General features: G+C 70.8%; 15 protein-coding genes. 7 read left to right on the forward strand and 8 right to left on the reverse strand.

The window, feature by feature from the left end:
* Positions 1–44: 44 nt before the first annotated feature.
* A complete protein-coding gene (locus OG912_RS13955) occupies positions 45–485 on the reverse strand; it encodes a MarR family winged helix-turn-helix transcriptional regulator (protein WP_219573152.1) in 441 nt (146 codons plus the stop codon).
* Positions 486–630: 145 nt separating this feature from the next.
* Here OG912_RS13955 and OG912_RS13960 point away from each other — a divergent pair, with 145 nt between their 5' ends.
* A complete protein-coding gene (locus OG912_RS13960; RefSeq protein ID WP_326737854.1) occupies positions 631–837 on the forward strand; it encodes a ribbon-helix-helix protein, CopG family in 207 nt (68 codons plus the stop codon).
* A 45-nt stretch (positions 838–882) separates the two neighbouring features.
* Here the strand turns inward: OG912_RS13960 and OG912_RS13965 are convergent, their stop codons facing one another.
* Positions 883–2,331 carry an NCS2 family permease gene (locus OG912_RS13965; RefSeq protein WP_326737853.1) on the reverse strand — a complete coding sequence of 483 codons (1,449 nt, stop codon included), beginning with the start codon at positions 2,329–2,331 and terminating at the stop codon, positions 883–885.
* Positions 2,332–2,517: 186 nt separating this feature from the next.
* On the opposite strand from OG912_RS13965, the gene OG912_RS13970 reads away from it, so the two are divergent.
* Together OG912_RS13970 and OG912_RS13975 are read left to right on the forward strand one after the other, a co-directional pair.
* Positions 2,518–2,802: a DUF2530 domain-containing protein gene (locus OG912_RS13970; protein WP_326737852.1), complete on the forward strand. Its 285-nt coding sequence runs from the start codon at positions 2,518–2,520 to the stop codon at positions 2,800–2,802.
* 114 nt (positions 2,803–2,916) lie between these two features.
* A complete protein-coding gene (locus OG912_RS13975) occupies positions 2,917–5,394 on the forward strand; it encodes an HAD-IC family P-type ATPase (protein ID WP_327709610.1) in 2,478 nt (825 codons plus the stop codon).
* A gap of 27 nt (positions 5,395–5,421) precedes the next feature.
* Here OG912_RS13975 and OG912_RS13980 read toward each other — a convergent pair whose 3' ends face one another.
* From OG912_RS13980 to OG912_RS13990, 3 genes are all read right to left on the reverse strand, one after another.
* A complete protein-coding gene (locus OG912_RS13980; protein WP_443061089.1) occupies positions 5,422–6,105 on the reverse strand; it encodes a calcium-binding protein in 684 nt (227 codons plus the stop codon).
* 223 nt (positions 6,106–6,328) lie between these two features.
* Positions 6,329–9,535, reverse strand: a complete 3,207-nt coding sequence (locus tag OG912_RS13985) for a sacsin N-terminal ATP-binding-like domain-containing protein (protein WP_327713428.1) — start codon at positions 9,533–9,535, stop codon at positions 6,329–6,331.
* Positions 9,536–10,066: 531 nt separating this feature from the next.
* On the reverse strand, positions 10,067–11,002 hold the full coding sequence (locus OG912_RS13990) for a DUF3027 domain-containing protein (RefSeq protein WP_326737849.1): 936 nt from the start codon (positions 11,000–11,002) through the stop codon (positions 10,067–10,069).
* 419 nt (positions 11,003–11,421) lie between these two features.
* On the opposite strand from OG912_RS13990, the gene OG912_RS13995 reads away from it, so the two are divergent.
* Genes OG912_RS13995 through OG912_RS14010 form a run of 4 tightly spaced genes read left to right on the forward strand, consistent with a single transcriptional unit; the run spans position 11,422 to position 14,958 of the window.
* The gene (locus OG912_RS13995; protein ID WP_327709612.1) at positions 11,422–12,861 is read left to right on the forward strand and encodes an MFS transporter; all 1,440 of its coding nucleotides are present in this window, start codon (positions 11,422–11,424) and stop codon (positions 12,859–12,861) included.
* A 27-nt stretch (positions 12,862–12,888) separates the two neighbouring features.
* The gene (locus tag OG912_RS14000; protein ID WP_326737847.1) at positions 12,889–13,368 is read left to right on the forward strand and encodes a DUF2771 domain-containing protein; all 480 of its coding nucleotides are present in this window, start codon (positions 12,889–12,891) and stop codon (positions 13,366–13,368) included.
* 29 nt (positions 13,369–13,397) lie between these two features.
* On the forward strand, positions 13,398–14,102 hold the full coding sequence (locus OG912_RS14005; RefSeq protein ID WP_327709613.1) for a futalosine hydrolase: 705 nt from the start codon (positions 13,398–13,400) through the stop codon (positions 14,100–14,102).
* Positions 14,083–14,958 carry a 1,4-dihydroxy-6-naphthoate synthase gene (locus OG912_RS14010; protein ID WP_327709614.1) on the forward strand — a complete coding sequence of 292 codons (876 nt, stop codon included), beginning with the start codon at positions 14,083–14,085 and terminating at the stop codon, positions 14,956–14,958. The genes OG912_RS14005 and OG912_RS14010 overlap by 20 nt, the downstream gene beginning before the upstream one ends.
* Here the strand turns inward: OG912_RS14010 and OG912_RS14015 are convergent.
* The 3 genes from OG912_RS14015 to OG912_RS14025 form a co-directional block, all read right to left on the reverse strand.
* On the reverse strand, positions 14,871–15,464 hold the full coding sequence (locus OG912_RS14015) for a hypothetical protein (protein WP_327709615.1): 594 nt from the start codon (positions 15,462–15,464) through the stop codon (positions 14,871–14,873). The genes OG912_RS14010 and OG912_RS14015 overlap by 88 nt on opposite strands.
* 69 nt (positions 15,465–15,533) lie before the next feature.
* Complete coding sequence (locus tag OG912_RS14020) at positions 15,534–16,454, reverse strand: hypothetical protein (RefSeq protein ID WP_327709616.1); 921 nt, start codon at positions 16,452–16,454, stop codon at positions 15,534–15,536.
* 4 nt (positions 16,455–16,458) lie between these two features.
* Positions 16,459–16,920, reverse strand: coding sequence for a hypothetical protein (locus OG912_RS14025; protein ID WP_327709617.1), 462 nt, complete (start codon positions 16,918–16,920; stop codon positions 16,459–16,461).
* Positions 16,921–16,945: the final 25 nt, after the last annotated feature.

The following is a 16,945-nucleotide window of genomic DNA, read 5'->3' on the forward strand; positions in this document are numbered from 1 at the left end:
CGGTGGGGGCGGTGCGCCGGTTCTGTCCGGCGCGGCCCGCTCCGCTACAGGTGGGCGAGCTTCTCCAGCACGGGCGCCGCGTTGCGCAGCGTCTCCCACTCGTCCTCGTCCAGGCCTTCGGCGAGGGTGGTCAGCCAGGCGTTCCGCTTGGAGCGGCTCTCGGCGAGCATGGCTTCGGCCTGCTCGGTCTGGCTGACCATCTTCTGACGACGGTCATCGGGGTGCGGTTCCAGTCTGACCAGTCCCTTGGCTTCCAGCAGCGCGACGATGCGGGTCATCGACGGCGGCTGCACATGCTCCTTGCGGGCCAGCTCACCGGGGGTGGCCGAGCCGCAACGCGCGAGTGTGCCGAGCACCGACATCTCGGTGGGGCTCAGCGACTCGTCGACGCGCTGGTGCTTGAGGCGCCGGCCGAGCAGCATGACGGCGGAACGAAGGGAGCTCACGGCGGCGGCACTGTCGCTGTCGTGGATCAGGTCAGGCATGTTTGTTAGCGTAACTCATTACCTACCCTAAAGACCACTCGGTGGTACACGCGCGAGAGCCGAATCACCAATCGATCACCCAAACGAGTGAGTCCGCTCCGGAAAGTCACGCGCGTCGGGCCCCGGGGACGTAACCCTGCATGCCATGGGATCGACAGTGCTCAGCCTGCGGATAGACGGTGAGCTGCTCGACCGGCTCAAGCAGCACGCCGCCAAACGCGGAATGAGCGTCCAGGACTATGTGGTCCGGACGCTCATTCGCGACGACTTCGACGAACGCTTTCAGGCGGCCGTCGACGAGACGGAGAAGTTCTACGGGGCGGAGGGGGTCGCGGCCGAGGAGGTCACCTGACGGAGACCTCCGGGCCGCGAGCCCGCTCCCGCATCCCCTTCGGGATCACGTGAGGCCGAGCGCCGGCATCGCGTAGTAGAAGACGAAGACCGCCGACACCACATACATGGCCACCGGCACCTCACGACCGCGCCCGGCGGCCAGCCGCAGCACACAGAACGTGATGAAGCCGATCCCGATGCCGTTGGTGATCGAGTACGTGAACGGCATCATCACCATGGCCAGGAAGGCCGGGATCGCGAGCGTGTAGTCGCTCCAGTCGATGTCCCGTACCGAGCCCGCGATGATCAGGAAGCCGACCGCCAGCAGCGCCGGAGTGGCCGCCTGCGAGGGGACCATGGTCGCCAGCGGTGTGAGGAACAGCGCCGCCGTGAACAGCAGACCCGTCACGATGCTCGCGAAGCCGGTGCGGGCCCCCTCGCCGACACCCGCGGTGGACTCCACGAAGCAGGTGCCCGCCGAGGCGGAGCTCGCACCGCCTGCGGCGACCGCGATGCCGTCGACGAACAGCACCTTGTTGATGCCCGGGAAGTTGCCGTCCTTGTCGGTCAGCTTCGCCTCGTCGCCGACGCCGAGGATGGTGCCCATCGCGTCGAAGAAGCAGGACAGCAGCACGGTGAAGACGAACAGGATGCCGGTGAGGACACCGACCTTGTCGAAGCCGCCGAACAGGCTGACATCGCCGATCAGCCCGAAGTCGGGCGAGGCGACCGGATTGCCCGGCCACTCGGGCACGGTCAGGCCCCAGGCCTCGCCCGGCAGGTCGGCGACCGCGTCGATGATCAGCGCGACGACCGTCATCGCCACGATGGAGATCAGGATCGCGCCCGGCACCTTGCGGACGATCAGCGCGAGGGTCAGCAGCGCGCCGAGGATGAAGACCAGGACCGGCCAGCCGTTGAGGTGACCGTCGTTGCCCAGCTGGAGCGGCACAGTGGTGTGCGCGAGGTCCGGGATACGGGAGACGAAGCCCGAGTCGACCAGACCGATGAGCAGGATGAACAGACCGATGCCGATCGCGATGCCCTTGCGGAGCGAGGTCGGTACGGCGTTCATCACGCGTTCCCGCAGCCCGGTCGCGACGAGCAGCATGACCACGATGCCCGCGAGGACGACCATGCCCATCGCGTCGGGCCAGCTCATCCGGGGGGCGAGCTGGAGGGCCACGACGGTGTTGACGCCGAGGCCCGCGGCCAGCGCGATCGGCACGTTGCCGATGACGCCCATGAGCAGGGTGGAGAACGCCGCGGTCAGCACCGTCGCGGTGACCAGCTGGCCACTGTCGAGCTGGTGGCCGTACATGTCCTTCGCGCTGCCCAGGATGATCGGGTTCAGCACGATGATGTACGCCATCGCGAAGAACGTGGCGAAGCCACCGCGGATCTCACGCGCGACCGACGACCCCCGCTCGGAGATCTTGAAGAAACCGTCCAGGCCGCCGGTGGGCGACGGGGGCGGGGTGGAGTCGACCGGAGCGGTGGCCGAGGGGGACATGTATGACCTCAGTCGTACGTAGAGGGGGTAAAAAATGGTCAGCTTTGGACTTTCATACGAATAATTCGAGACAGCCGTAAGCAGATTCAGTATGAATACATAAGGCGAAGATCGCTATCTCCGCGCGTAGACCCTTGCGCCGACTGGCCCGACGGCCTTTGTACGTACGCCGCCTACACTGAGCTCATGGCGAAGTGGACACCGAAGCACGAGGCACCCGAGCCCCTGGAGGGGCCCGTCGTCGCGACCATCACCGGCGGCACGATCCTCTGGTTCGTCCTCTTCCTGGTCCAGCTCCCCTTCTACGGCTGGTTCGACGACCACGGACACCTGTGGTGGATCTGGACCTGTCTGGCCGGTGCCGGGCTCGGACTGATCGGTATCTGGTACGTGCGGGGCCGCGACGCGGCACTCAAGCGGGCCGCCGCGGCAGGCGACGAGGCCGGGGACACCCCGGGCGCCACCGCCTGAGAGCGGACAATCCCGCCGGGCCCGTACTACCACGGGACCATCCCCCTCCTCCCCTGGTCCGATCTTCCGACCCCCGATGGGTAAACCGGACGTTCCGCCCGTACCGTCGGAACCATGACTCAGCGGGCACCCGAACCTTCAGGGGACGAGCCGGACGGCTCGTCCGGCCCTCCCGGCACCGACCGGCCGGTGATGATCGACGCCGGTTCCGAGCTCGACCCGGTCCACCCGGTCGGGCTGCCCGCCGCCGGACGCGGGCTCACCGCCGCCGAGGTCGCCGAGCGGATCGCCCGCGGCGAGGTCAACGACGTACCCGTGCGCTCCTCCCGGTCCGTGACCGAGATCGTCCGCGCCAACGTCTTCACCCGGTTCAACCTGATCATCGGCGTGCTCTGGGTGATCATGCTGTTCGTCGCGCCGATCCAGGACAGCCTCTTCGGCTTCGTGATCATCGCCAACACCGGCATCGGCATCGTGCAGGAGTGGCGGGCCAAGAAGACCCTGGACAGCCTCGCGGTCATCGGCGAGGCGAAACCCACGGTCCGCCGGGACGGGATCGCCGCCGAGATCTCCACCTCCGAGATCGTCCTCGGCGACCTCGTCGAGCTCGGCCCCGGCGACAAGGTCGTCGTGGACGGCACCGTCGCCGAGGCCGACAGCCTGGAGATCGACGAGTCACTGCTCACCGGCGAGGCCGACCCGGTGATCAAGCGGGCCGGTGACCCCGTCATGTCCGGCAGCTTCGTCGTCGCCGGCGGCGGGGCCTTCGCCGCCACCAAGGTCGGCCGCGAGGCCTATGCCGCACAGCTCGCCGAGGAGGCCTCCCGCTTCACGCTCGTCCAGTCCGAGCTGCGCAGCGGCATCTCGACCATCCTCAAGTACGTCACCTGGATGATGATCCCGACCGCGATCGGCCTGATCATCAGCCAGCTCGTCGTCAAGGACAACAACTTCAAGGAATCGGTCGCCCGGACCGTCGGCGGCATCGTCCCGATGATCCCCGAGGGCCTGGTCCTGCTCACGTCGGTCGCCTTCGCGATCGGTGTCGTACGACTGGGGCGCAAGCAGTGCCTCGTCCAGGAGCTCCCCGCCATCGAGGGCCTGGCCCGGGTCGACGTCGTCTGCCTGGACAAGACCGGCACCCTCACCGAGGGCGGCATGGACGTCGCCGAGGTCCGCGCGCTGAACGGGACCGACGAGCCGTACCTGCACCGCGTGCTGGGCGCCCTCGGCGCCTCCGACCCGCGCCCCAACGCCAGCCTCCAGGCCATCATCGACGCCTACCCGGTCCCCGCCGGGCAGGGCTGGCGCGTCACCCAGGCCCTGCCGTTCTCCTCGGCCCGCAAGTACAGCGGCGCCGAGTTCGACGAGGGCGGCGGGCGCGAGTCGGCCTGGCTGCTCGGCGCCCCCGACGTACTGCTGCCCGAGGCCGACCCGGCGCTCACCGAGATCGAGCAGCTCAACGAGCAGGGTCTGCGGGTGCTGCTGCTGGCCCGGGTGCGGGGCGAGCTGGATGCCCCGGACATCGCCGCCGGGGCCGCGCCGAGCGCGCTGATCGTCCTGGAACAGCGGCTGCGGCCCGACGCCGGGGAGACCCTCGCCTACTTCGCCGACCAGCGGGTCGCCACGAAGGTGATCTCCGGCGACAACGCCGTCTCGGTCGGAGCCGTCGCCGCGAAGCTCGGGCTGCCGGGCGCCGAGCACACCATGGACGCGCGCAAGCTGCCCACCGACCCCGACGCGATGGCCACCGCCATGGAGGAGAACACGGTCTTCGGGCGCGTCACCCCGCAGCAGAAGCGGGACATGGTCGCCGCCCTCCAGTCCCGCGGCCACACCGTCGCGATGACGGGCGACGGCGTCAACGACGTCCTCGCCCTCAAGGACGCCGACATCGGCGTCTCGATGGGCTCGGGCTCGGAGGCGACCCGGGCGGTCGCCCAGATCGTGCTGCTGAACAACAGCTTCGCGACCCTGCCGTCCGTCGTCGCCGAGGGCCGCCGGGTCATCGGCAACATCACCCGGGTCGCCACCCTGTTCCTGACGAAGACCGTCTACTCGGTGCTGCTGGCCGTCCTGGTCGTCTGCTTCCAGGTGGAGTACCCGTTCCTGCCCCGCCACCTGACCCTGCTGTCGACGCTGACGATCGGCGTCCCGGCGTTCTTCCTCGCCCTGGCCCCCAACAAGGAGCGGGCCCATCCGCACTTCGTGCGCCGCGTCATGCGGTACGCGATCCCGTCGGGCACCATCGCGGCCGCCGCCACCTTCACGATGTACCTGATCGCCCGGAGCCACTACTCCGGTACGGGTGCGCTGGACGCGGAGACGAGCGCGGCGACGCTCACGCTGTTCCTGGTCTCGATGTGGGTCCTGGCGATCATCGCCCGCCCCTACACGTGGTGGCGGATCTGTCTGGTGGCGGCGATGGGCCTGGCGTTCCTGATCGTGCTCGTGGTGCCGTGGCTCCAGGACTTCTTCGCCCTGAAGCTGGTGGGGACGACGATGCCGTGGACGGCGGTGGGCATCGCCGTGGTGGCCTCGGTCGCCCTGGAGTACACCTGGCGCCTGGTGGGCCGCCGCTTCCCGGTGTAGGGAGAGCGCCGGCCCACCGCGCGAGGGTTACTGCACGTCGACGAAGTCACCCGTGGAGTTGACGGCCGGAGTGGAGGCCGTACCGGCGAAGCTGTAGCGCCAGTAGCCGTCGACCGAGGCCGTGACCGTGGCCTTCAGGGTGCCGATGCTGCTCGTCTTGGCGGTCTTCACCGTCGTCCAGGCCGTGCCGCCCTTCTTGAGGAACTGCAGCTTGACCGGCTGGTTGGTGTAGCCGTGGTACTTGAAGTCGTCCCAGTTGGCGCGCGCCAGCTTGCCGGTGACCGTGATGGTCTTGCCCTTCTTCACCGGCTCGGGGGCGGCGTTGACGGTCTGCGAAGCCGCCCGCTGGAACTTGAAGGTGCCCGCCTTGTCCTTCCAGTTGTAGTCGCCGTCCTTGGCGTCCACCCACGCGTTGACGTACCAGGTACCGGCGACGTCATTGGAGTACGGCAGGTCGACCTTGGGGTCGACGGTGAACGACGCGGTGCAGGTGCTCCCGGAGCACTTGGTGCTGTCCGGCGACAGGTAGCCGAACGCCGGGCCCTCCAGGTCGATGTCGATGCCCTTGATGCCCGAGTTGTCCTTGGCGGTCACCGAGACCGTGAACTTCTTGACGAGGCTGGTGCCGACCACCACGTTCTTGCCACCGTTGACCGACACCTTGGTGATGGTGGTGTCGCCGTAGGAGCCGTTGGCCTGGGCGGCCGGCACGGCGAGGGCCAGCAGGCCCAGAGCGCCGACGGCAACGGTCGCGGAGGTACGCATGCGCATGTGTTTCCCCGTGGGAAAGGGCCCCTGGTGCGCCAGCGCACCGGTGGGGCCGATCGGTCTGTTGAGTCCGTTGACTCAACAGACCAGACAGGCAACGCATGTGAAGGGTTGTACGGGAATCTGAAGATTCCGCGAAGATCACGTTTTGGTGAACTCCGTCACCTCAGTCGAACCAGCGGTCCCGGGCCAGTTCCTCCGTACGGGACGGGTCCTCCAGCAGGGCCGCGACCTCGAAGCGACGCGGCCACTGGCCCGCCGCCCACGCCAGGCCCGCCGCGACACCCTCCAGGGTCGAGGCGTGCACGACACCGTCCGGGGTGCGTCGCCAGTCCAGCTCGACGCCGCCCGCCCGGAGTTCACCGTGCTCGATGTACGTGTCCGGGGTCCCCGGGCCGAGCAGGATGCGGACCGGGTCCGGGACCTGGTGCTCCTCGCCCTCGGACGTCACCTCCGCCTCGACGCTCTCGCCGAGCCGCCGCACCTGGAACAGCTCGGCCAGCTCCGCCGCGCTGGCCGGGGCGACGGGCAGAAGCGCCACTCCCCCGGTCAGCGGCAGCAGGTCCGGGGCGTCCGCGATCATCGCGTCCGCCGCGTCGACGACCCTCACCTCGCCGTCGACGACGGCCCGCAGCTCGTCCGGCAGCGTCACCTGCTCCGGGTCGAGCTCGGCCAGCGCCGTGTACAGGGAGTGCAGTTGTACGGGACCGACCGGGCGGTCCTCGTCCGCGAGCCGGCCGAGGAGTTCGGCCGCACCGCCGGGCTCGTCCAGCAGGGCGGCGACCGAGGTCCGCACGCCGAGGGCGCGCAGCACCTGAGCGTCGTCGAAGCCGGTCGCGTCGGCGGAGTCGTACAGGCCCGCCAGCCGGGGGTCACCGCCGTGGGAGCGCAATCCGGCAGGGCGGCGGCCGCCGAGCACCGGGTGGTCGCGCAGCCACCAGGCGGTGTACGGGCGTACGGACTGCGTGGTGCCGTCCGGGAGCAGCACGCGCACCGGCTGGGTCAGGGCGTCCCGCAGCGGCGGCCTGGCGAGGATCGCGAGCGCCTGGGGCCAGGCGTCGTCGTCGACGAGATCGAGGTCGCGGACGGCGACGATCTCGGTCGCGACCGGCGGTACGGGAGTGTCCGGGAGCTGGTCGAGGATGTCCTCGCACCACACGTCGACGGCGTCCAGGAGCCCGGCGTCGTCGGGTTCGGCGAAGTCGCTGTCCCGGGGCTCCAGTTCGTCCGGGTCCAGGACCACGTCGGTGGCCCGGACGAGCGCGAACGTGGCGAGCACCCCGCAGGCGGTGAGGGGCTGTTCGCCCCAGCGGCCGGCCAGTTCCGCGTCGCAGAAGGCCAGTTCGCCCTCGCGCATGACGGCGGCGAACGGACTGCCGGGCAGCACCAGTTCCCCGGCCGGTGCGAGTTCGCCGTCCTCGTCGGGCACGGCTAGCGCCCCGAGCCACGGCTCGTCGCCCGGGGCCAGATCGGCGTCCCGGACCAGGGTGAGGACGGTGTCCACGAGCTCGTCGCCGTCCAGCGCGTCCTCGTCCCAGATCTCGCCCGCGTCCAGCGAACCGGCGACGGCGGCCCGCACCTGCGGGGTCGTCAGCACGGCGCGCGGCGTGGCGGGCAGGGCGCCCAGCTTCTCCAGGAGCGGGTGCGCGGCGTCCGGATGCGCGACCTTCAGCCCGAGCCGGCCGAGCCGGTCCAGGACCGGGCCGGTCAGCGCGTCGGGCAGCGGGAGCAGGACCTGGCGGGGGCCGATCGTCGTACGCGGGACGGCCGGGGTCTCGGGGTCCGCACCCTGGGACACCGCACCGGCGAGCGGCACCGGAAGCCCGGAGAGCCGGTCCGGATCGACACCGGCCAGGCTGTCGTACAGCCGCCGCCACCAGCCGGGGTCGCGCTCCAGGCCCGCGAGCCGGTCGATCGCCTCGGTCAGCGGTACGCGGGCGACGCCGAGCGTGCGCAGTTCGACGCGGCGCTCAAGTCCGGCGGGCAGCAGACAGGGCAGCACCTCGGCCAGCACGGCGACCGTCTCGGCGCCCACGCCCTCCAGCACCTCGGCCTCGATGGGCCGCAGCGCGGTGGTGGCCTTGCGGGCGCTCTCCGTCCCCGCGTCCCAGTTGTCCCACCGGTCGGGTTCGGCGGCGGGGTCGCGGGGTGCGGCCGGTTCCAGGAACGCGACGCGCGGCAGCCGCTCCAGGATCGCGCCCCGCAGTGCGCCGTCCACCTCGCCCGTGCCGAGCGGTCCGGGCACGAGCCCGATCGTGGCGACGGACACCGGCTGCCAGTCGGCGAGCAGTTCCGCGTACGCGTCGGCCGCGCGCTGCACCAGGAAGTCGGTGAGCGGGCCGGGCGCGGGGTGCCGGCGGGTGGTGTCCAGCGGCAGCGAGGCGATGAGCAGCGCCGGGATGCCGAGGGGTTCGTCGGTGGGCGTCGGGGCGTGCACGACGGGGGCGGTACGGGGGCTGAGCGGGGCGCCCTCCGCGTCCACGGGGACGGCCCAGGTCACCGACCAGTGCGGGCGCAGCCGTTCCTCCAGCGGGCGGTCGGCGAGCAGGGCGGGCTCGACGGGGCCGTGGCGAGTGACGGTGCGCCAGCGGTTCGTGCCGTGCGCGGAGTCCTCGACGTGGGTGTACGGGCCCTGCTGCGAGCGCCGCAACGTCCTTACGGTGTCCGGGGTTTCGACGACGATCTCGTCCAGGCCGGTGAGCGTGAGCAGCAGCGCGTCGTCCACGGCGGCGAGCAGCCGGCCCACCAGGTCCTCGGCGACACCGTCGCGCAGGGGCAGGACGACGACGGTGTCGTAGCCGTCGGGGGCGGTGCCCTCGGCGGGCAGCGGGAGGCGCAGCACGGGGACGTGTCCGTCGCGGCGGCGGAGCTCGTCGCCGAGGCCGGGGCTGCCGACGGCCGCCTCGCGGGCGAGGTCCCGTGCCTCGGCGAGGGACCAGCGCACGCCTCCGTGCCGGCCGACGACGGCCGGCTCGTCGCTCACCGCGAGCACGGCGGCGAACCCGACGCCGAACCTGCCGACGGCCCCGTCGTGGCCCTCGCGCTTGGCGGAGGCCCGCAGGGTGGACAGCGACTCCACGCCGGTGGCGTCCAGGGGTGCGCCGGTGTTCGCGGCGGCGAGGACCGCCGGGGCGGTCGCGGTCGCGGGATGCAGGGTCAGCCGGAGGCGGCCGGGCACGTGGGCGCGGGCGGCGGCGTCGGCGGCGTTCTGGGCCAGCTCGACGACGAGGCGGTCGCGGTAGCCGCCGAGCGCGAGGTCCTCCTCGGCGTTGGCGTCCTCACGGAAGCGGGCCGGGCCCGCGCCCCAGGCGTCGAGCACGCCGCGTCGCAGCCGCGCGGTTCCGAATGGGTCGGCCCCCTCGGTCGCCATGATGCTCACGCTGTGACTCCCTCTTCCGGTGACGCCTGTGCGGCCAAGTGTGCGCCCCGAAGCTACCGGGTCCTCGCGAAGCCCGAGCTGTTGCAGCGTGTGGGCAGCCCGAAACCGGCCGCACCGCGCACCACGTCCTGGGTTCCGTCCTCAAACGCCGGACGGGCTGGGTGGGCTGACCGGTCACGGCAAGCAGATCGAACCGGACCCGCACAACCAGCCCGTCCGCCGCCCGAGGCGAACCGGCACAAACCAGCCCGTCCGCCACCCGAGGCGAACCCGCACAACCAGCCCGTCCGGCGCTTGAGGACGGAACCGGTGCACCGCGGCACACCCGCACAAACCAGCCCGTCCAGCGCTTGAGGCGAACCGGCACAAACCAGCCCGTCCGGCGTTTGAGGACGGAACCGGTGCGCCGCGGAACACCGGCACAAACCAGCCCGTCCGGCGTTTGAGGACGGAACCGGCCCGCCGGGGCAACCCGTGCCCCACGGGGAGCGGCCCCGCGGAGAACCGACCCCCGCGGCCGCCGCCTCAGGAGTGGCCGAGGTCCTCCGTCGGCCCATCCGTCTCCACCGGCACGGAGCCGGAATCCCGCGCCGGACGCAGCGGGTACTCGTCCACCTGCATCGTGTCCAGCGCATGCGGCGCCGGCTTCGGCGGCTTCGGCATCACCGCGGCCTCGGAGTGCCCACCGCAGCCGTACGACAGGGACACCACGTGCCCGTCCGCCGGACCGAACTCGTTCGCGCACACCCCGAAGGCCTGCTTCAGCGACCCCGTGAGCGGCACCAGGAAGGCGCACGACACGCAGGTGGCCGGGGCCGCCTGCGCCATGGGCGTCTTCGCGCCGAACTCCTCGTCCCAGCGGTCGGCCGCCGCATGGAGCCCGTACCGGGACAGCACCCGCGCACGCCGCATACCGAGCTCGTCCGCGACCGCCGCGATCGAACCGCGGCGCGGCGGCTCCGGGCGCGTCGTCAGTTCCGCGTCCTCGGACTCGACGAGATCGGCCAGCTCGCCCGAGACCGCGGCGACCGCGGAGTTCGGCGGCAGCTCGTCCTCGCCGGTGTAGCCCGGCTCCAGGCGCAGGTCGTCCGCCTCGGTGGGCAGCAGATCGCCCGGCCCCATGTCGCCCGGCCGCAGCCGCTCGCTCCACGGCACCCATTCCGGCGCAAGCAGCGCGTCGGTGCCCGGCAGCAGGACCGTCTCGTCCAGCGTGACGTTCTTCGCGCGGGAGGCCCTGGCGACCGTCACCGCCCAGCGCCAGCCCCGGTAAGCCGGGTCCTTGCACTCGAAGTAGTGCGTGACGACCCGGTCCCCCTCGGGGACCACCGCCACATGCTCACCCACAACCCCTGGCGCGGCCGCTTCCTCGGCCGCCGCGCGGGCGAGGTCTACGGCCTCGGCGCACAGACGGTCGGGAACGGGGGTACGGGCCGTACGGCTTCGCGTCGTCGCAGCACTCACAGGTCTCGCTTCTCTCCTACGCCAGTCTCACGAGCGCGCCAGCACATCCATCGATTTCGGCCATACGGTTGCGGGCGGAGCGGACCTGGGGGCCGCGTCGACGTCCACACCCGTTGTGCCTGCCTCGGGCGCACCTTCTGCAACCCATTCTGCGGGATCGCCGAGAGGCGCGCGGCCAAGAACAACCGCCGGTGGCGCGCTACGCACGCTACCCTCTCCGCCGCTCCCCGCCCACCTGCCCGTCCCAAACGACGCCGTATCCGACGCCGTGTCCCGTGTGAAGAGTGCACTCCGGCCATCCGGATCAACCTCGTCGCACCCCCTGCGACCTGCCCGATCACTGACCCGACGGGGCGGTTCGCACCGCGCCCCGCCCCGATCCCGGTTCGTGACGCCGGGGACTGGGGCACTATGACCAAGTGGCTTCTGCCCGGTCGCACGACGAATCCGGCCCGCTCCGCAGAACGGGCCGGTCGATCGGTCATGCCCTTCACACCCCGTTCACCGGAACCGCCCGAGGCATCCGGAAGGCGACACACGCCCATGGGGCCGGTGAGTCGGGCCTGGGCAAACTGATCGAGCTGCACGCGGTCAACGGCGCGGGCGACGTGATGATCACCATCGCGCTCGCGTCGACGGTGTTCTTCTCCGTACCGACGGACCAGGCCCGCGGCCGGGTCGCGCTGTACCTCGCCGTCACCATGGCGCCGTTCATCCTCCTCGCCCCGGTCATCGGCCCGCTCCTGGACCACCTGCCGCACGGCCGCCGCGCCGCCATGGCGGGCTCCATGCTGGCGCGGGCGTTGCTGGCGCTCACCATGTCCGGCGCGGTCGCCACCGGCGGCCTGGAGCTGTATCCGGCCGCCCTGGGCGTGCTGGTGTGCTCGAAGGCGTACGGAGTGGTGCGCAGCGCCGTCGTACCGCGTCTGCTGCCACCCCGCTTCTCGCTGGTGAAGGCAAATTCACGGGTCACCCTCGCCGGCCTCCTGGCGACCGGAGCCGCCGCGCCGATCGGGGCGGGGCTCCAGACCATCGGACCGCCGTGGCCGCTGTACGGCGCCTGCGCGATCTTCGTCGGCGGCGCCGTCCTCGCCTTCACGCTCCCACCCAAGGTGGACTCGGCGAAGGGTGAGCGGAAGGCGCATCTGGTGCCGCCGCACGGCGAGGGCGCCGACCGGCCCGAACCGCTCCGGAAGTCCGCCACGCCCAAGAACGGGAAGAAGCCGGCCAAGGAGAAGAAGGAGAAGAACGGCGAGAGGCGGCCGGGGCTGCGCTCGGTCGGCCCGTCCGTCCTGCACGGGCTCCAGGCCAACGCCTCGCACCGGGCGCTGTCCGGCTTCCTGATCTTCTTCCTGGCGTTCCTGCTGCGTGAGCACCCACTGGCCGGGCAGAGCGCCGCGATCTCGCTCGGCATCGTCGGGGTGGCGGCCGGGGTGGGCAACGCGCTGGGCACGGCGGTCGGCTCCTGGCTCAGGGCCCGCGGCCCCGAGATCATCATCGCCTCGGTGCTGGGCCTGGCCCTGGGCGTCGCCGTGCTGGCCGCCGTCTTCTTCAGCACGGTCATGGTCGCCGCGCTCGCGGCCATGGCGGGCTTCACCCAGGCCCTGTCGAAGCTGTCGCTGGACGCGATGATCCAGCGCGACGTGCCGGAGGAGGTGCGGACGTCCGCGTTCGCCCGCTCGGAGACGCTGCTCCAGATGGCGTGGGTGGCCGGCGGGGCGATCGGGATCGCCCTCCCCCTCAACGGAGTACTCGGCATGTCGGTCGCCGCCGGCATCCTCGCGCTCGGTGCCGCCACGTCCGTACGGGGGCTGCTGGGCGCCGCGCGGCGCGGCTCGCCGCACCCCCGCGTGGCGTGAGCCGGAGCGACCGATAGCCTTCGGCCCATGACCGTTGCGTTCTTCTCCGGTAAGGGCCGTCGAATCGGCGTCGCTCTTGGTGCCGTGTCCGCGGGACTCCTTGTCCTCTCCGCCTGCGACAAGCCGACGCCGCTCGCCACCGTGACGGTCGGCGACAACTCGGTGAGTGCCGAGGCGTCCTGCTACAACGACGGCAAGGCTCTCAAGCAATCCGAAATCGAGGGCTGCCTCAACAAGAAGGCGGAGAAGACCGTCAAGGTCTCGATGGAGGACCAGGTCCACTTCGGTGTCGACCCCGAGGTCGCGGACAACGGCTGGACCATCTTCATCAACGGCCAGCAGGCCGAGCAGGAGCCGAACAAGAAGACCTACCGCTCCATCGCGGGCAGCGCCTTCTTCTCCAGCCAGACCGGCGAGACCACGAACAGCACGGAGCTCAGCATCGTGGAGACCAAGGGCAAGGAGCTGCTGGGCATCTGGCACTTCAAGCTTGAGAAGACCAGCTGATCCCCTCCTGACCTCGGAGGACTCCTCCCGTGCGTGTGCTTGTCGTGACCGCTGTCCCGGTGGAACGGGACGCGGTCACGCGTGCGTCCGGGGCCGCTGACGAAGTCTCCGTGCACCGGGTGCCGGGCGCGGAGATCCATCGCGCGGGCCCCTTCGACGTCCTGGCGGGCGGCGCGGGGCCGGCGGCGGCAGCGGCCTCCGCCGCGTTCGCCCTGGCCGCGGACCGCTACGACCTGGTGATCTCGGCGGGCATCGGCGGCGGTTTCTCCGGTGTCGCCCCGGTCGGCTCGCTCGTCGTGGCCGGCCGGATCGGTGTGGCGGACCTGGGTGCCGAAACCTCTGCGGGCTTCGCGCCCGTCACCGAACTCGGCTTCGGCCGGGTCTGGCACTTCCCGCCCCGCTCGCTGGTGAAGGCGGTGGTCGCGGCGACCCGTGCGGCGACCGGCGACATCCTCACCGTCTCCACCGTGACCGGCAGCGCCGGGCGCGCCGCCGCCCTTCTCGCCGCACACCCCGGCGCCGTGGCCGAGGCCATGGAGGGCTTCGGGGTCGCGGAGGCGGCCGAGCGGCTCGGCGTGCCCGTCCTGGAGATCAGGGCCGTCTCGAACGCCGTCGGCCCGCGCGACCGCGACGCCTGGCGCATCGGCGACGCGCTGGCCGCGCTCACCGAAGCGTTCGGGAAGCTCACCCCCGTACTGGAAGGCTGGATCCACCATGACCGACACGACGCCTGACCCGCTGTCGACCCACGACCCACTGCGGATCGCCTTCTCGCCGTGCCCGAACGACACGTTCGTCTTCGACGCCTGGGCCCACGGACGGGTCCCCGACGCGCCCGCGCTCGATGTCACCTTCGCCGACATCGACATCACCAACGGCATGGCCGAACGCGGCGAACTGGACGTGCTCAAGGTGTCGTACGCGGTGCTGCCCTGGGTCCTTCAGGAGTACGCGCTGCTGCCGTGCGGCGGAGCGCTGGGCCGGGGCTGCGGGCCGCTCGTCCTCACGAAGGAGCCGGGCACGGACCTGACGGGCAAGACCGTCGCCGTGCCGAGCGAGCGCTCCACCGCGTATCTGCTGTTCCGCCTCTGGGCGGCCGAAGTGGTGCCGGGCGGGGTCGGCGAGATCGTCGTCATGCCGTTCGACGAGATCATGCCGGCGGTGCGGGACGGGAAGGTCGACGCCGGTCTCGTCATCCACGAGGCACGCTTCACGTACCAGAACTACGGCCTGCACAACCTGGCCGACATGGGACGGCACTGGGAGGACACGACCGGGCTGCCGATCCCGCTCGGCGCGATCATCGCCAAGCGCTCGCTGGGCGCGGACACGCTGAAGCGGCTCGCGGAGTCGGTGCGGGCGTCGGTCCGGATGGCGTGGGACGCCCCGGAGGCCTCGCGGCCGTACGTGCTGGAGCACGCGCAGGAGATGGACCCGTCCGTCGCCGACCAGCACATCGGTCTGTACGTGAACGAGTTCACCGCGGACCTCGGTGAGGACGGTTACGCGGCGATCCGCGGCCTGCTGACGCGCGCCGCGGCCGAGGGACTGGTTCCGCCCCTCGGCCCGGAGGCGCTGTCGTTCGTCTGAGCGCCCCGTGGGCCCGTGCCCCGCGTCCGGACGTGTGCGAAACAGGCCGAGTCGGCCTCCTGCTTCAGGTTGGGGTGGGCGAGCCTCCTGACCAGTTCGACCCGGTAGCAGGCCATCGTCTCCTTGAGGTCGCCGGGGCGGCCGTAGAGCGCGTGCGTGGAGAAGGTCACGACCGTGATCTCGCCGTCCCGGGAGAGCCTGACGGCTTTGACGGCCCCCTCGGCCGGCAGCGGAACGGCGGCGAGTCCCGCCTCGGTGAGCGGGCCGCCGCGAGACGCGTCGAAGAGGGCGTGGGCGTACTCCCCGGCACCGCGCTCCATGCCGTAGTGCATCTGCTTCTCGTCCTTGGTGCCGCGCGGCGGCGGGCTGGGCCGGGTGACCACCGCCACGACGAGGCCGAGGACCGTGACGGCCAGGGCGATCCCGCCGACGGTGGCGATGGTGCGGTAGGTCGCGGACTGGCGCGCCGGAAGGCGGCCGGCCGAGTGGGGCGGGCCTGATCTCATGGCGGTTCCTCCGTCTCCGGGGGTGACCTCCGCAGTGCGGAGGGCACCCCCGGAGCACAGGCGGCGGAGTCAGTAGTCATTCGCGCCGGATGCGGTCTTCAGTACCGCATCGTTCTTCTTCCGCTCCTCGTCGAGTGCGAGCTGGTTCTCCTCGATACGCCGCTTCTGGATCTTCTCCTCGGCACCGAACCAGACGTCCACCAGACGGGATGTCTTCTTGCAGCCGACATCGGCCACCGCCAGCGCCGTCTCCGCCGCGGACGGATTCTCGGAGCCGAGGTTCGAGATGAGGTCAGGAGCCTTGTACGGGTGTTCCACCCGGTAGCCGTGCGACTTCATGCACGACGACCACGCCGCTACCGCGGAACGAACCGCGGGAACGTTCCGCGACTCCTCCATTGACGCGAACTCGACCTTGCTCGCCAGCGCGTAGGAGATCCTTCCGAGCTTGCCCTTCACCTCGCCCTGGCAGCCGTTCTCCGGAACCTTGTCCCCCTTGTACGACCCACTCCGCACCTGCACGCCCGATCCGGAGAAGACCGCCCTCTCGGCACCCTCACCCGGTTCCCACACGGGCGGCTCACCGGCACCTCCCGGCAGGTGGTACCCGTAACGGGCCGCTTCCTTGGAGTCCGATATCCCGTAGCGGCGAGCCATGTTCGCGTCGTCGTATCCGGGCGGTGGGAACATTCCGGGCTCAGGAGGATCGAACGAGGTGAATCCGTACCTCTGCATACATCTCTTCCAGAGGCTCTGCTGGGCACGCTGCCAGGCGACCGTCTCCGGATAGGAGATCAAGTACCCCTCAATCGGCAGAACCATCCCCTTGGTCAGGCCACTGACCGGCGTACGAGCGGGCCAGGCCCGCTCGTCCACCTTCGAACCGCCCGCCGGCCCGCCGTCCGCCTTCAACGCCTGGGACTGGCCCGCAGAACACCCCGACACCAGGACCGCAGCAAGCAGGACGACTCCCGCGACTGCTCCGCGCATTCGGTCAGACCCGCTTGTGCGAAGCATTTTCATTCTTCAGCGTCGACTTCAGATTGGTGGACGGCCAATCGTCTCCGCAGCCCGGCGTAATGGTCTGGGACGTACCCTGATAGCCGGAGTTGTAGTACACGATATTGTTGACGCCGCACTCATTGTTCACGGCCGATGCCGCCGCGTTCTTCAATCCGATACCGTCACCCGACGCACCCGTGCATCCCGGGTTCGCGCCCGTTATTCTCCCGGTGCCGCCTTCGAACATGTACCGCACGAGCGAGGCCCCGTTCGGAGAATATCCGAGGTGATCGGGAACGCTCTGATTCGCCAGGAAGCAGGAGCTGTACGAGTATCCGGTCGTGGAGCCGGCGCTGTCGTAGTAGATCTCGAAGCAGTACTGATTCCCGCTGGAGCTGCACACATCCGATACGTACGAGATCGGAACCGCCTGGGCCGGCGCGCCGTTCTGCATGGCGATAAGGAAACCGGCACCCAAT

Source organism: Streptomyces sp. NBC_00464, from assembly GCF_036013915.1.
Lineage (GTDB): Bacteria > Actinomycetota > Actinomycetes > Streptomycetales > Streptomycetaceae > Streptomyces.